Annotated in this window: 13 protein-coding genes; 6 read left to right on the top strand and 7 right to left on the bottom strand. The window is 69.9% G+C overall.

Features of this window, described 5'->3' with window-relative positions; all coding sequences use genetic code 11:
* Positions 1-5: 5 nt before the first annotated feature.
* Positions 6-1,418 carry a class II fumarate hydratase gene (locus tag AB0N81_RS33480; protein WP_365365057.1) on the bottom strand — a complete coding sequence of 471 codons (1,413 nt, stop codon included), beginning with the start codon at positions 1,416-1,418 and terminating at the stop codon, positions 6-8.
* 224 nt (positions 1,419-1,642) lie between these two features.
* Here AB0N81_RS33480 and AB0N81_RS33485 point away from each other — a divergent pair, with 224 nt between their 5' ends.
* Entirely contained in the window at positions 1,643-3,109 is a 1,467-nt protein-coding gene (locus tag AB0N81_RS33485; protein WP_365365188.1) for a ricin-type beta-trefoil lectin domain protein, read from the top strand.
* 86 nt (positions 3,110-3,195) lie between these two features.
* Here the strand turns inward: AB0N81_RS33485 and AB0N81_RS33490 are convergent, their stop codons facing one another.
* On the bottom strand, positions 3,196-4,863 hold the full coding sequence (locus AB0N81_RS33490) for a fumarate hydratase (protein ID WP_365365059.1): 1,668 nt from the start codon (positions 4,861-4,863) through the stop codon (positions 3,196-3,198).
* Positions 4,864-5,042: 179 nt separating this feature from the next.
* Between AB0N81_RS33490 and AB0N81_RS33495 the strand changes: the two genes are divergently transcribed.
* Positions 5,043-5,699, top strand: a complete 657-nt coding sequence (locus AB0N81_RS33495) for a DUF1707 domain-containing protein (RefSeq protein WP_365365061.1) — start codon at positions 5,043-5,045, stop codon at positions 5,697-5,699.
* A 129-nt stretch (positions 5,700-5,828) separates the two neighbouring features.
* Positions 5,829-6,203 (top strand): WhiB family transcriptional regulator, encoded by a 375-nt coding sequence (locus AB0N81_RS33500; protein ID WP_365365063.1) that lies wholly within the window; start codon positions 5,829-5,831, stop codon positions 6,201-6,203.
* A 139-nt stretch (positions 6,204-6,342) separates the two neighbouring features.
* Here the strand turns inward: AB0N81_RS33500 and glpX are convergent, their stop codons facing one another.
* Positions 6,343-7,374, bottom strand: coding sequence for a class II fructose-bisphosphatase (gene glpX, locus AB0N81_RS33505; protein ID WP_365365065.1), 1,032 nt, complete (start codon positions 7,372-7,374; stop codon positions 6,343-6,345).
* A gap of 179 nt (positions 7,375-7,553) precedes the next feature.
* Between glpX and AB0N81_RS33510 the strand changes: the two genes are divergently transcribed.
* A complete protein-coding gene (locus AB0N81_RS33510; protein WP_365365067.1) occupies positions 7,554-8,081 on the top strand; it encodes a DUF4245 domain-containing protein in 528 nt (175 codons plus the stop codon).
* Between the two features lie 114 nt (positions 8,082-8,195).
* Here AB0N81_RS33510 and AB0N81_RS33515 read toward each other — a convergent pair whose 3' ends face one another.
* The 4 genes from AB0N81_RS33515 to AB0N81_RS33530 all read right to left on the bottom strand — a co-directional run bounded on the left by AB0N81_RS33515 (position 8,196) and on the right by AB0N81_RS33530 (position 12,164).
* Positions 8,196-8,786, bottom strand: coding sequence for a malonic semialdehyde reductase (locus AB0N81_RS33515; protein ID WP_365365069.1), 591 nt, complete (start codon positions 8,784-8,786; stop codon positions 8,196-8,198).
* Between the two features lie 189 nt (positions 8,787-8,975).
* A complete protein-coding gene (locus AB0N81_RS33520) occupies positions 8,976-9,221 on the bottom strand; it encodes an exodeoxyribonuclease VII small subunit (protein ID WP_365365071.1) in 246 nt (81 codons plus the stop codon).
* A gap of 9 nt (positions 9,222-9,230) precedes the next feature.
* The gene (xseA, locus tag AB0N81_RS33525) at positions 9,231-10,469 is read right to left on the bottom strand and encodes an exodeoxyribonuclease VII large subunit (RefSeq protein ID WP_365365073.1); all 1,239 of its coding nucleotides are present in this window, start codon (positions 10,467-10,469) and stop codon (positions 9,231-9,233) included.
* A gap of 288 nt (positions 10,470-10,757) precedes the next feature.
* Positions 10,758-12,164: an APC family permease gene (locus AB0N81_RS33530; RefSeq protein WP_365365075.1), complete on the bottom strand. Its 1,407-nt coding sequence runs from the start codon at positions 12,162-12,164 to the stop codon at positions 10,758-10,760.
* 99 nt (positions 12,165-12,263) lie between these two features.
* On the opposite strand from AB0N81_RS33530, the gene AB0N81_RS33535 reads away from it, so the two are divergent.
* Positions 12,264-13,256: a 4-hydroxy-3-methylbut-2-enyl diphosphate reductase gene (locus AB0N81_RS33535; protein WP_365365077.1), complete on the top strand. Its 993-nt coding sequence runs from the start codon at positions 12,264-12,266 to the stop codon at positions 13,254-13,256.
* A gap of 41 nt (positions 13,257-13,297) precedes the next feature.
* Complete coding sequence (ppgK, locus tag AB0N81_RS33540; RefSeq protein ID WP_365365079.1) at positions 13,298-14,038, top strand: polyphosphate--glucose phosphotransferase; 741 nt, start codon at positions 13,298-13,300, stop codon at positions 14,036-14,038.
* The last annotated feature ends 16 nt before the right edge of the window (positions 14,039-14,054 follow it).

Here is a 14,054-nt window from a genome sequence, read left to right on the forward strand (position 1 = left end):
AGGCCCTAGGGACGCGTCATGCTCAGGACATCCAGTGCCTCGTCCAGCTGTTCGAGGGTGAGCGCGCCCCGGTCGACGTACCCGGCCTCCAGGACGACCTCGCGGATCGTCTTCCGCTCGGCCAGCGACCGCTTGGCGACCTTCGCCGCCTCCTCGTACCCGATGTACTTGTTCAGCGGCGTCACGACGGACGGCGACGACTCGGCGTACTCGCGGGCCCGCTCGCGGTTGGCGGTGATCCCGTCGACGGTCCGGTCGGCGAGCAGCCGCGACACGTTGGCGAGCAGCCGGATCGACTCCAGGACGTTCTTGGCGATGACCGGCAGCATGACGTTCAGCTCGAAGTTGCCCGCCGCGCCCGCCGCCGCGACCGTCGCGTCGTTGCCGGTGACCTGCGCGGCGACCATCAGCGCGGCCTCCGGAATGACCGGGTTGACCTTGCCGGGCATGATCGACGAGCCGGGCTGGAGGTCCGGCAGGTTGATCTCGGCGAGCCCCGTGCGCGGTCCTGAGGCCATCCACCGCAGATCGTTCGCGATCTTCGTCAGGCCGACGCCGATCGTCCGCAGCTGCCCGCTGGTCTCGACGATGCCGTCGCGCGCGCCCTGCGCCTCGAAGTGGTCGCGCGCCTCGGTCAGCGGCAGCCCCGTGGTCCGCGCGACCTCGGCGATGACGGCGGCGGAGAAGCCGGGCGGGGTGTTGATGCCGGTGCCCACGGCCGTGCCGCCGAGGGGGAGTTCCGCGAGCCGGGGGAGCGAGGCGCGCAGCCGCTCGACGCCGTACCGCACCTGCGCCGCGTACCCGCCGAACTCCTGGCCGAGCGTCACCGGCGTCGCGTCCATGAGGTGCGTGCGCCCGGACTTGACGACGTCCGCGAACTCCTCGGCCTTGCGCTCCAGGGCGGCGGCGAGGTGCTCCAGGGCGGGGATCAGGTCGTTGCTGACCGCGCCCGTCGCCGCGATGTGGATCGAGGACGGGAAGACGTCGTTGGATGACTGTGACGTGTTGACGTGGTCATTGGGGTGTACGTCCCGGCCGAGCCGCTCCGTCGCGAGGGTGGCGAGGACCTCGTTGGTGTTCATGTTGGACGAGGTGCCGGAGCCGGTCTGGAAGACGTCGACGGGGAAGTGGTCGTCCCAGCGTCCGTCGGCGACCTCGGCCGCCGCGTCCGCGATCGCTCCGGCGATGTCCTTGTCGAGCACCCCCAGCTCCGCGTTGACCTTGGCGGCGGCCGCCTTGATCTGTGCGAGGGCGGCGATGTGGGCGCGCTCCAGGACCTGCCCGGAGATGGGGAAGTTCTCCACCGCGCGCTGGGTCTGGGCACGCCACTTGGCGTGCGCGGGGACCCGCACCTCGCCCATGGAGTCGTGCTCGGTCCGGTACTCACCGGTGCGGTCGTCGCTGGCGTCGCTGGTCATGCCGTGAACCTACCTCTCCGCTCAAACCCCGTGAAAAGTTGAGCACTTGTCTTGTTCCAGGTATTCCCAAGCCTGCTACCCACCAGTAAAAACCCTGGGTAACACCACACCGGGGAGGCGCAATGAAGCGCATCAGACGCAGTGGCCGAAACAGCGGCCGGGGGCGCCTGCGATGTTCGTTCGCGGCAGCGGTCGCGATGACGGCGATGACGGCGATGACGGCGATGCTCGGCACGGCGGCCGCCGTACCCGCGCAGGCGGCGGACGGGAGCGAAGCGAAGGCGGCCGCCGCCACCCCGCTGCCGCCCGAGCTGGAGAAGATCCGGGCCGCGGAGGCCACCAAGCTCTACGGCAGCCCGGCCGAGCGCCCCATGGCCGACCGCAAGACCGGCCTGATCTCGCTCGGCGACAGCGAGATCTCCGGCGAGGGCGTCGGCCGTTACGAACCCGGCACGGACGGCCCCGACAACTGGTGCCACCGCTCGCCGGACGCGGCCATCCACCGCACGGGCATCCCCGCCGACGTGACCTACAACGTCGCCTGTTCGGGCGCGCAGACCGTCAACATTAGGATCGGCGGTCAGAAGCAGTACGCCGACGAGCTGGTGCAGAGCGACAACCTCGCCGTCAAGGCGCGCAACACGAGGATCAAGACGATCCTGCTCGTCATCGGCGCCAACGACGACCTCCAGTTCGCGCCGGTGATGACGGACTGCGTCACCCGCTACCTGCTCCTCCAGGGTGCCTGCGCCGGCAAGTACAACGACGGCTGGCAGGCGCGCGTGGACGCCCTCGTGCCCAAGGTCGAGCAGTCCATCCGCGACCTGAAGACCGTCATGAAGGACGCGGGCTATCAGGAAGGCGACTACAAGCTCGTCGCCATGGGCTACCCGAGCCCGATAGGACCGGACTTCCGCGACAACCCGAAGTTCCCCGGCAAGCTGGCCTGCGGCGGACTCGGCTACGACTCCGACACCGAGTGGGGCCGGAACATCGCGGTGCCCGCCTTCGAGGCCGGCATGCGCAAGGCCGCACGGAACGCGGGCGCCACCTACCTCGACAACTCGCGCCTCTTCCACGGCCACGAGGTCTGCATGGAGGACACCTGGGCGCGCGGCCTCTACGTAGACGTGTCCAACCCGTTCCCGCCGGACTCCAACTCGGTCCGGCAGTCCTTCCACCCCAACGCCCGCGGCCACGCCGCCTTCGCGTCCTGCCTCACCCAGATCCAGAACTCCGGCAAGCGCGAGGCCAGTTGCGCCGACCCGGCGAGCACGGGCAGCCCGAAGCTGTACGAGCTGGCCTGGGACGACGTGTTCAAGCCCCTCAAGAACGAGGGCACCGGCACGTGCCTGGACGTTGACGCGTCGGCGTCGCGCAACGGCACCAAGGTCCAGGGCTGGGACTGCACCGGCAACCGCAACCAGACCTGGTGGTACGACGACTCCCGGGGGTCCCTGCACACCGGGCTGACCCAGGACCGCTGCGTGGACGTGCCTGACGGCGCGTACAAGGAAGGCACCGCCGTCGTCCTGTGGAACTGCCACGGGGGTGGCAACCAGAAGTTCGTCCGGGAGGCCGGGACGGTGCGGCCTGCTGCCGCGAGTGGGCTGTGTCTGACCCTTGCGGGGGGCAAGGAGCCGGTGCGGCTTCAGAAGTGCGCGGGCGCGGCGAACCAGCGGTTCGCCTGAGGCCCGCGGGTTCGGGGAACTGCTGCCGGTCGGCCTCTGCGGGTGCGTCGTGGCTGGTCGGGCAGTTCCCCGTGCCCCTTAAAAGATCAGGCCAGGCCCGGACCCCGCACCGGAATGTGCGTGAACGTCGGCTCGGGGGCCGGGTTCTGGAAGAAGTCGTTGCCCTTGTCGTCGACGACGATGAAGGCCGGGAAGTCCTCGACCTCGATCTTCCAGACCGCCTCCATGCCGAGCTCCTCGTACTCGACGACCTCGACCTTCTTGATGCAGTCCTGCGCGAGGCGCGCGGCCGGGCCGCCGATCGAGCCGAGGTAGAAGCCGCCGTGCGCGTCGCACGCGTCGGTGACCTGCTTGGAGCGGTTGCCCTTGGCCAGCATCACCTTGGAGCCGCCCGCCGCCTGGAACTGCTCCACGTAGGAGTCCATGCGGCCGGCCGTCGTCGGGCCGAAGGAGCCTGACGCGTAACCCTCGGGGGTCTTCGCGGGACCGGCGTAGTACACCGGGTGGTCCTTCAGGTACTGCGGCATCTCCTCGCCCGCGTCGAGCCGCTCCTTGATCTTGGCGTGCGCGATGTCGCGGGCCACGACGAGGGGGCCGGTCAGCGAGAGGCGGGTCTTCACCGGGTGCTTGGTGAGCTCGGCGAGGATGTCGTCCATGGGCTGGTTGAGGTCGATCTTCACGACGTCCGCGGAGTCGTCGAGGTGCTCGTCCGTGGTCTCCGGCAGGAAGCGCGCCGGGTCCGTCTCCAGCTGCTCCAGGAAGACGCCCTCGGCGGTGATCTTCGCGGTCGCCTGGCGGTCGGCCGAGCAGGAGACGGCGATCGCGACGGGCAGCGAGGCGCCGTGCCGCGGCAGACGCACCACGCGCACGTCGTGGCAGAAGTACTTGCCGCCGAACTGCGCGCCGATGCCGATCTTCTGCGTGAGCTCGAAGACCTTCTCCTCCAGCTCCTTGTCCCGGAAGCCGTGGCCGGTCGGGGAGCCCTCGGCGGGCAGCTCGTCCAGGTAGTGCGCGGAGGCGTACTTGGCGGTCTTCAGGGCGAACTCGGCGCTGGTGCCGCCCACGACGATCGCCAGGTGGTACGGCGGGCACGCGGCCGTGCCCAGGGAGCGGATCTTCTCCTCCAGGAACTTCATCATGGAGGCCTCGTTCAGGACGGCCTTCGTCTCCTGGTAGAGGAACGACTTGTTCGCCGAACCGCCGCCCTTGGCCATGAAGAGGAACTTGTAGGCGCCGCCGTCCGTCGCGTACAGCTCGATCTGGGCGGGGAGGTTGGAGCCGGTGTTCTTCTCCTCCCACATGTTCAGGGGAGCCATCTGCGAGTAGCGCAGGTTCAGCTTCGTGTACGCGTCGTAGATGCCCTTGGAGAGCGCCTTCTCGTCCTCACCTTCGGTGAGGACGTTCTGTCCGCGCTTGCCCATGACGATGGCGGTGCCGGTGTCCTGGCACATGGGGAGCACGCCGGCGGCCGCGATGTTCGCGTTCTTCAGCAGGTCGAGCGCCACGAACTTGTCGTTGCCGGACGCCTCCGGGTCGTCGATGATGCGCCGCAACTGGGCCAGGTGCGCGGGCCGCAGGTAGTGCTGGATGTCGTGGATCGCCTCGGCGGCCAGCTTGCGCAGCGCCTCCGGGTCGACCTTGAGGAATGTCCGCCCGTCGGCCTCGAAGGTGGAGACACCCTCGGAGGTCACCAGCCGGTACGGGGTGGTGTCCTCTCCCAGGGGGAGCAGATCGGAGTACTCAAACTCTGGCATTGCGGCCATTCCTCACTCGGCAGACAGCGGCGCGGCCTCCATTGGCGACGCGCCAACCAGCGTAGAACGCGCCCGGCGGACCGTTCCTGTGAGGTAAGGCTCAGTAGAGGCGTCACCGGGAGGCGATAGTCGCGATACAGGGCTAGTCGCGATCTATCGCGTCTGGGTACGCTGCTCCCGTGGACCTCGAAAAGCAGCCCCCAGCGCTCCGTGCCTCCGACGCCGACCGGGACCGCACCGCGGACATCCTCCGCGACGCCCTGGCCGAGGGCCGCCTGACCGCCGAGGAGCACTCGGAGCGGATCGACGGGGTCTACAGCGCCAAGACCACGGCCGAACTGGAGCCGCTGATCAGGGACCTGCCCGCCGCGCACACGCGGACGGCCGCCAGGGACCGCGCACCCGAGCCCGCCCCGTCCAGGCCGTCCCCCGGAGTCGTCCCGCCGGTCGCGGACGAGAACCTCGTCGCGGTGCTCAGCAGCTCCTCGCGCAGGGGCCGCTGGCGGGTGGCCCGCCGCACCCACGCGTACGCGATCCTCGGCAGCGTCGAGATCGACCTGAGCGAGGCGATCTTCGAGCAGCGCCAGGTGGTCATCAAGGCCGTGGCGATCTTCGGCTCCGTCGAGATCCGCGTCCCGGAGAACGTGTCGCTGCGCGGCAGCGGCGCCGGCGTCCTCGGCAGCTTCGAGGTGGACACGCTCGACTCCCCGGACCAGGACGCCCCCGTCGTCTACGTGGACGGGATGGCGGTCCTCGGCAGCATCGAGGCACGGCCCAAGCGGGGCAAGCTCGTCCGCGATCTGCACCGGCACCTGCGCAAGCACCTCGGGCGCTGACGGCACACGGGCCCCGCCACGGGGAACCCGGACCTCCGGACATCGGAACTCAGTGCATAGGCGCGCACACAGCGGGTAGAGCTTGCTGCATCGTCTCTCGCTCGCGAAGCCGTCGTCAGGAGTAGACCCGTGCTGCAACCGTCGCGTCAGTCTCTGCAGGTCGCCGCCGTTCCCGGACAGCGGGTGCCCGTGCGAGATCGGGACGATGACGCCCCATGGCACACCGAGGCCGTGTGCCGCCGCGACGAGGCCGGACTCTTCTTCGCCCCGTCCAAGGAGCCGACCGCGGCCAGGCTCTCCCGCGAGGAGGCGGCCAAGCGCGTCTGCGCCCGCTGTCCCGTGATGGTCGAGTGCCGCGAGCACGCGCTCCTGCAGCCCGAGCCGTACGGCGTGTGGGGCGGCCTCACCGCCGCCGAGCGCCGCGTGGTCCTGGCCCGCCGCCGCAGGCGCGACCTGGAGCTGCAGAAAGCGGCTCACGCGGCGGGCATCGCCGCCGCGGGGTAGCCCGCTCACGTACGTCGAAGGGGGCGTCCCCCGCACGGGACGCCCCCTTCGCGCACGTACTGCCGCGCAATTCCCGCCGCGTACGCCCTACTTCCCGCTTAGTGACTTCCTGCTCAGCGACTTCCTGCTCAGCGATTTCCTACTTCGCGCGGTCGAAGTCGATCGCGCTGTAGGCGCGCAGCTTCGAGAGCCGGTGGTCGGAGTCGATCTTGCGGATCGTGCCCGACTTGGAGCGCATGACGAGCGACGACGTCGAGGCGGTGGCCGCGCGGTAGCGGACGCCCTGGAGCAGCTCGCCGTCGGTGATGCCGGTCGCGACGAAGAAGACGTTGTCGCCCTTGACCAGGTCGTCCGTGGAGAGCGTGCGGTCCAGGTCGTGTCCCGCGTCGATGGCGCGCTGGCGCTCCGCGTCGTCCTTGGGCCACAGCTTGCCCTGGATGACGCCGCCCAGGCACTTGATCGCGCAGGCCGAGATGATGCCCTCGGGGGTGCCGCCGATGCCCATCAGGAGGTCGACGCCGGTGCCCTCGCGGACGGCCATGACCGAACCCGCGACGTCGCCGTCCGAGATGAACTTGATGCGGGCGCCTGTCTCGCGGATCTCCTTGACGATGCCCTCGTGGCGGGGGCGGTCCAGGATCATGACCGTGACGTCCTCGGGCGAGGAGTTCTTGGCCTTGGCGACGCGGCGGATGTTGACCGAGGCGGGCGCGTTGATGTCCACGTAGTCCGCGGCCTCGGGGCCGGTGACCAGCTTGTCCATGTAGAACACGGCGGACGGGTCGAACATGGCGCCGCGGTCGGCGGCGGCCAGCACGGCGATGGCGTTCGGCTGGCCCTTCGCGGTCAGCGTGGTGCCGTCGATCGGGTCGACGGCGATGTCGACCTCGGCGCCGGTGCCGTCACCGATGCGCTCTCCGTTGAAGAGCATCGGGGCTTCGTCCTTCTCGCCCTCGCCGATGACGACGATGCCGTTCATCGAGACGGTGTGGACGAGGGTCCGCATGGCCCTGACCGCGGCGCCGTCCGCGCCGTTCTTGTCGCCGCGGCCCACCCAGCGGCCCGCGGCCATGGCGGCCGCCTCGGTGACCCGGACGAGCTCCAGGGCGAGGTTGCGGTCGGGGGCCTCGGGGGAGACCTCGAGCTCGGACGGGAGATGATGCTCGGTCATCGGAGCGCACCTTTCTGCTGATACGACGACAGCCGAATGAGGGATTGTGAACGACTCTATCCGCAGGCCGACAAAATGAGCAGTGGGGCCCACGCATGAGCGGGCCCGTGCGGGGAGCGGACACCGGGGGAAGCGGGGAGCGGACACCGGGGGAAGGGGTGCGGACGGCGCCTGAGACCATGGGGGGCGTGGCAGGAAGACAAGGCACTCAGACCGTCAAGAACATGCTGTGGTCGTTGGTGGTGATCGCGCTCGCCGCGGGCGTGATCTACCTCTTCATCCCGCACAACGAGTCCAAGAGCTCCGTGAAGCGCGTCGACTACCGCGTCGAGCTCCTGACGGCCCGGCGGGCCGCGGCCTATCCGGTCGCCGCGCCCGAGGGCCTGGCCAAGGCGTGGAAGGCGACGTCCGTGCGGTACAACGGCGCCGAGCAGGACTCCTGGCACCTGGGCTTCCTCGACCCGGACGAGCAGTACGTCGCGATCGAGCAGTCCACGGCCAAGCCGGCCGCCTTCATCAAGAGGGTCACGCACGACGCGTCGAGGACGAAGACCACGGCGGAGATCGGCGGCCGCACCTGGACGCGCTACGAGGGCCCCAAGTACGACGCCCTGGTGACCGGTGAGAAGGGCGCGACGACGGTGGTCACGGGCACGGCGTCCTTCGGGCAGCTGACGAAGATGGCCGAGTCGCTGAAGATGTCCTGATCCTGCGATGTCCGGACCCTGCGATGTCCTGACCCTGTGATGTTCTGATCCTGTACGCGTGAAGGGCCCCCGGCGGTGTGCCGGGGGCCCTTCACGCGTCGGTCGGGGGGTGACTCAGACCGTGGTGACGACGTCCTCGTAGGACAGGCGCGGGGAGCGCGGGAACCAGGCGTCCTCGCCCGGCTTGCCGATGTTGACGATCATCAGCGGGGTGTGGTCGTCGTCCAGGAACTCCTTCTGGACGCCGGCGAAGTCGAAGCCGGTCATCGGGCCCGCGGACAGACCGGCGGCGCGCACGCCGACGATGAAGTACCCGGCCTGCAGCGTGGCGTTGACCAGCGCGGCCTGCTCGCGGACCGGGCGCTCCGAGAAGAAGGCGTCCTTGGCCTGCGGGAAGTGCGGGAACAGCGCCGGGAGCTCCTCGTGGAACTCGTTGTCCGCGGAGAGGATCGCGACGAGCGGCGCGGTCGACGTCTTCGGGCGGTTGCCCTCGGCCATGTGCTGCACCAGGCGCTCACGGGCCTCGGGGGAGCGGACCAGGGTGACGCGCAGCGGCGACTGGTTGAAGGCGGTCGGGCCGTACTTGACCAGGTCGTAGATCGCCTGGACCTGCTCCTCGGTGACCGGCTCGTCGGTGAAGGTGTTCGCGGTGCGGGCCTCGCGGAACAGCAGGTCCTGGGCGGCGGGGTCAAGGGCGAGAGACATGGATCAACCTTCTTCGACGTACGGGGTGTGTCTGCCGGGCCCGTTTCCGAGCCCGCCACAACGACAGTACGCCGGTGCTGTTCAACTTTCAATCAAAACTGGAGTTGGGTGATCCGGTTCACAAATAGCAGGTCAGTGCTGTTTCCAGGTCAGTGCTGTTTCCCGGGTCAGTGCTGTTTCTCTGATTCCTCAGGCCTCGGTGTCCTCGTCCAGCTCCGGGCCCGCCAGGGCCGCGTCGAGCCGGGCGCGGGCGCCGTCGAGCCAGCGCCGGCAGATCTTCGCCAGCTCCTCGCCGCGCTCCCACAGGGCGAGCGACTCCTCCAGGGTCGTGCCGCCGGTCTCCAGGCGGCGCACCACCTCGATCAGCTCGTCCCGCGCCTGCTCGTAACCGAGAGCGTCGGCGGAGCCCGCGGCCTCGTCCGTTGTGCTGGTCATGCGCCCACCCTAATTCTCGTCATTGCCATCGTTTTGTGCGGTTCCCACCGCTCGTACGGTGAAGGTGCCCTCGGCGACGCGCGCCCTCAGCTCGTCGTCCGCGCCCACCTCCTCGGGCGCCCGCACGACCGCGCCGTCCGGCTTCTGCAGCACCGCGTACCCCCTCTGGAGCGTCGCGGCGGGGGAGAGGGCCACCACACGCGCGTGGGTGTGCGTCAGCTCCGAGCCCGCCCGGTCGAGGAGGTGCCCGAGCGTGCGGCGGCTGCGGTCGACGAGCGCGGAGACCTGCTCCTCGCGCTCCTCCACCATGCGGTGCGGATGCTCCATGGAGGGGCGGCCCAGAGCGTGTGCGAGACCGCGGGCCTCCCGGTCCAGGAAGGCGTCCATGCTGCGCCGGGCGCGGTCGCGGAGCCACTGCACGCGCTCGTACTCCTCGCCGACGTCCGGCACGACCTTCTTGGCGGCGTCGGTGGGGGTCGAGGCGCGCAGGTCCGCCACGTGGTCCAGGAGGGGGTTGTCCGGCTCGTGGCCGATCGCGGAGACCACCGGCGTACGGCACGCGGCCACCGCGCGCACCAGCTGCTCGTCCGAGAACGGCAGCAGGTCCTCCACGCTGCCGCCGCCCCGCGCCACGATGATCACGTCGACCTCGGGGAGTGCGTCCAGCTCCTTGACGGCCTGCACGACCTGCGGCACCGCGTGCACCCCCTGGACGGGGACGTTGCGCACCTCGAAGCGGACGGCGGGCCAGCGGTGCCTCGCGTTCTCCAGGACGTCGCGTTCGGCGGCCGACGCGCGGCCCGTCACCAGGCCGATGAGCTGCGGCAGGAAGGGCAGCGTCTGTTTGAGCTCGGGCGCGAAGAGTCCCTCCGCGCCGAGGCTCTTCTTCAACTGCTCGATCCGCGCGAGCAGTTCACCGACGCCGACCGGCTTTATCTCGGCGGCCCGCAGCGACAGCTGCCCCCGCCGCTCGTACCATTCCGGCTTGGCGCGGACGACGACGCGGGCGCCCTCGGAGACGACGTCCGCCACCGCGTCGAACACTTGGCGGTAGCAGGTCACGCTCACCGAGATGTCGTGTGACGGGTCGCGCAGCGTCATGAAGACGACGCCGGCGCCGGGTCTGCGGGACAGCTGTGTGATCTGCCCCTCGACCCAGATGGCACCGAGCCGGTCGATCCACCCACCGATGAGCCGCGACACCTCCCCGACGGGAAGCGGCGCGTCCGCGGACGTGTTGAGAGCCATACACCGAGCGTAACGGCCCCCACCGACAACCCTGGGTACACGAGACGCTCGCCCCTCAACGGAACGGGGGCGGGGCCCAGGTGCCGCTCAAGGGGCGCGGGGAACTGCGCGAGCAACTACGACGGACCCGCACAAGGTGATGCACAGGCGAGGGGCCTCAGGGGCGCGAGGAACTGCGCGAGCAACCACGACGGACCCGCACGGGACAGGCGACGCACCGGCCAGACGCCCCAGGGGCGCGGGGAACTGCGCGACCAGCCACAACAGCCCCGCACCCGGGACGCGACCTCAGCCCCCCGCTCGTTCCTCTCCCCGTTCCCGCCCCTGCACCAGCAACACAACCAAGCCCACCCCCAGCCAAACCGCCCCCACCACCTGCGCCGAGCCCGACGCCTCCCAGATGACCGCCACCACGATGGCCGCACCGAGGGCGGGGACCAGCAGATGCCGCCACCAGCTGAAGGCGGCGCCGCGGTGGCGTACCGCGAACCAGCCCACCACGCTCGCGTGCAGCAGCAGGAACGCCGTCAGGGCGCCGATGTCCACCACCGACACCAGGTGGTCCATGCCGTCGTCCCTGCGGGCCGCCCACACCGCCGCCACCATCGTCACCACGGCCGCACACAGCAGCGCGATCCGCGGCGTCCCGGAGTCCGTCTTCGACAGGACTCTCGGCAGTCGCCGGTCCCGTGCCATCGCGAAGAGGAGCCGCCCCGCCGCGGCCTGCCCGGCGAGCGCCGCGAAGGCCGCGCCGATCGCCTTGCTCACGGCCACCAGGTCGTGCAGCCACGACCCGGCGGCCGAGTCCACGGCGTCGTAGAAGGCCGTGCCCTGCTTGCCAGGCTCCGCCGCCAGCTCCGCCGACGACAGCGGCTCCAGGAGCGCCACCAGATACGTCTGGGCGACGAACAGCACGCCCGCGAGCGTCAGACAGAACAGCACCGCCCGCGCGACCTTCGCCGAACCGCCCGTCACCTCCTCCGCGAACGAGGCGATCGCGTCGAAGCCCAGATACGACAGGACGGCGATCGACACCGCTCCCACCACCGCCGACAGCGCGAACGCCCCCTGCGAACCGTCACCGGTCAGCGGCGACAGCCAGTCCCGCTGCGCCCCGTCCCGGATGAGCACCACGACGGCCGCCACGACGAAGACCAGCAGCACCACGACTTCCATCGCGAGCACCGCGAAGCCCACCCGCGCCGCCGTCCGCACCCCCCAAAGGTTCAGCGCCGTCGTGATGAGCACCGCGAGGGCCGTCCACACCCACCGGGACACCGACGGCACCAGCGAGTTCATGGCGATCCCGGAGAAGAGGTACGCCACCGCCGGGATGAGGAGGTAGTCGAGCATCGCCATCCACCCGGCGATGAACCCGGGGCCTTTTCCGAGCCCCGCGCGCGCGTAGGCGAAGACGGAACCCGCCTGGGGGACCACCCGCACCATCTGGGCGTAGCTGAATGCGGTGAACGCCATCGCGACCGTGGCGATCAGATAGACGAGGGCGACCGCGCCGTGCGACTTCGCGTCGAGCGTCCCGAAGACGCCGACCGGCGCCATGGGTGCGATGAAGAGCAGTCCGTAGACCACGAGGTCCCGGAAGCCGAGACTTCGCCGCAGCCCGTCCCCCTGTGCGGGCTCGGCGCCCCCCGTGGGCTCGGCATGGGCTCCCGTACTGGCGGACTGTCCGGACATCGTGCCTCCGTGCCTCCGTGGATCAAGGCCGCGTGGATCAACGCAGGTCCCCAGTCTCCCCAACCCGGCGATCTTTGACGCGCTGGACGCGGCCTTACGATGGTGGGCATGACTGCTACGCCTGGCTCCCGCCGTGTCCTGCTCGCCGCTCCCCGTGGCTACTGCGCGGGCGTGGACCGTGCCGTGATCGCCGTCGAGAAGGCCCTGGAGCAGTACGGGGCCCCGATCTACGTACGCCACGAGATCGTCCACAACAAGTACGTGGTGCAGACTCTGGAGAGGAAGGGTGCGATCTTCGTCGACCAGACGGCGGAGGTCCCCGAGGGCTCCATCGTCATGTTCTCGGCGCACGGCGTCGCCCCGACCGTCCACGCGGAGGCCGCCGAGCGCAAGCTGGCGACCATCGACGCGACGTGCCCGCTGGTCACGAAGGTCCACAAGGAAGCGGTCCGGTTCGCCAAGGAGGACTACGACATCCTCCTGATCGGGCACGAGGGCCACGAGGAAGTCATCGGTACGTCCGGTGAGGCGCCCGACCACATCACGCTGGTCGACGGCCCCGAGGACGTCGCGAACGTCGAGGTCCGCGACCCGGACAAGGTCGTCTGGCTCTCCCAGACCACACTCTCCGTAGACGAGACCATGGAGACGGTCGACGCCCTGAAGGGCAAGTTCCCGAACCTGCTCTCGCCGCCCAGCGACGACATCTGCTACGCCACGCAGAACCGCCAGACCGCGGTGAAGAAGCTCGCCGAGGACGCGGAACTGGTCATCGTCGTCGGCTCCAAGAATTCCTCGAACTCCATCCGCATGGTCGAGGTCGCCCTGGACGCGGGCGCCGCCGCCTCCCACCTCGTCGACAACGCCGACGAGATCGACGAGGCCTGGCTGGAGGGCGTCACCACGGTCGGCCTGACCTCGGGAGCCTCCGTGCCCGACGTCCTGGTCGACGGCGTCATCGAGTGGCTCGCCGAGCGGGGTTACGCAGACGTGGAGACGGTGAAGACCGCCGAGGAGTCCATCACCTTCTCCCTGCCCAAGGAGCTCCGCAGGGACCTGCGCGCCGAAGCGGCCGAGCTGTCCCAGCGCTGAAAGACAGGCTCTGAGGGCGCGGGCGCCGTACGGTGGGAGCCATGCAGATCTTCGGTGTGGACATCGGCGGATCCGGGATCAAGGGCGCTCCCGTTGACCTGGATCGTGGAGACCTGACACAAGAGCGGCACAAGGTGCTGACCCCGCATCCGGCGACGCCGGACGCCGTGGTCGACGGCGTGCGCGAGGTCGTCGAGCACTTCGGCTGGAAGGGCGCCGTCGGGGCGACCTTCCCCGGGGTGATCACGAACGGCGTGGCGCGCACCGCCGCCAACGTGGACAAGAGCTGGATCGGCACGGACATCAGAAAGCTCGTCGCGGAGCGGCTCGGCGGTGTCCCCGTCACCGTCCTGAACGACGCGGACGCGGCGGGCGTCGCCGAGATGCACTTCGGCGCGGGCCGCGGCCGTACGGGCACGGTCATCATGCTCACCCTCGGCACGGGCATCGGCAGCGCGCTGTTCACCGGCGGCCGCCTCGTCCCGAACACGGAGCTCGGCCACCTCGAGCTGCACGGCCACGACGCGGAGAAGAAGGCCTCCTCCAAGGCCCGCGAGGACGAGGACCTGAGCTGGGAGCACTGGGCGCACCGCGTACAGAAGTACCTCGCGCACGTGGAGATGCTCTTCTCCCCGGAACTGTTCATCATCGGCGGCGGCGTGAGCCGCAAGGCGCACAAGTTCCTGCCGCACATCGAGGGCATCTCCGCGGAGATCGTCCCGGCACAGCTGCAGAACAACGCGGGCATCGTGGGGGCGGCGATGGCGGCGGCCGAGGCGTAGGCCCTCCAGGAGGGGC

The sequence above is a fragment of the Streptomyces sp. NPDC093510 genome (assembly GCF_040683555.1).
GTDB lineage: Bacteria > Actinomycetota > Actinomycetes > Streptomycetales > Streptomycetaceae > Streptomyces.

Excerpts from the sequence above, each read along its gene's own strand:
- AB0N81_RS33480 (WP_365365057.1), bottom strand. The coding sequence starts at position 1,418 with ATGACCAGCGACGCCAGCGACGACCGCACCGGTGAGTACCGGACCGAG.
- AB0N81_RS33485 (WP_365365188.1), top strand. The coding sequence starts at position 1,643 with ATGCTCGGCACGGCGGCCGCCGTACCCGCGCAGGCGGCGGACGGGAGC.
- AB0N81_RS33490 (WP_365365059.1), bottom strand. The coding sequence starts at position 4,863 with ATGCCAGAGTTTGAGTACTCCGATCTGCTCCCCCTGGGAGAGGACACC.
- glpX (WP_365365065.1), bottom strand. The coding sequence starts at position 7,374 with ATGACCGAGCATCATCTCCCGTCCGAGCTCGAGGTCTCCCCCGAGGCC.
- AB0N81_RS33510 (WP_365365067.1), top strand. The coding sequence starts at position 7,554 with ATGGGGGGCGTGGCAGGAAGACAAGGCACTCAGACCGTCAAGAACATG.
- AB0N81_RS33515 (WP_365365069.1), bottom strand. The coding sequence starts at position 8,786 with ATGTCTCTCGCCCTTGACCCCGCCGCCCAGGACCTGCTGTTCCGCGAG.
- AB0N81_RS33520 (WP_365365071.1), bottom strand. The coding sequence starts at position 9,221 with ATGACCAGCACAACGGACGAGGCCGCGGGCTCCGCCGACGCTCTCGGT.
- xseA (WP_365365073.1), bottom strand. The coding sequence starts at position 10,469 with ATGGCTCTCAACACGTCCGCGGACGCGCCGCTTCCCGTCGGGGAGGTG.
- AB0N81_RS33530 (WP_365365075.1), bottom strand. The coding sequence starts at position 12,164 with ATGTCCGGACAGTCCGCCAGTACGGGAGCCCATGCCGAGCCCACGGGG.
- AB0N81_RS33535 (WP_365365077.1), top strand. The coding sequence starts at position 12,264 with ATGGTGGGCATGACTGCTACGCCTGGCTCCCGCCGTGTCCTGCTCGCC.
- ppgK (WP_365365079.1), top strand. The coding sequence starts at position 13,298 with ATGCAGATCTTCGGTGTGGACATCGGCGGATCCGGGATCAAGGGCGCT.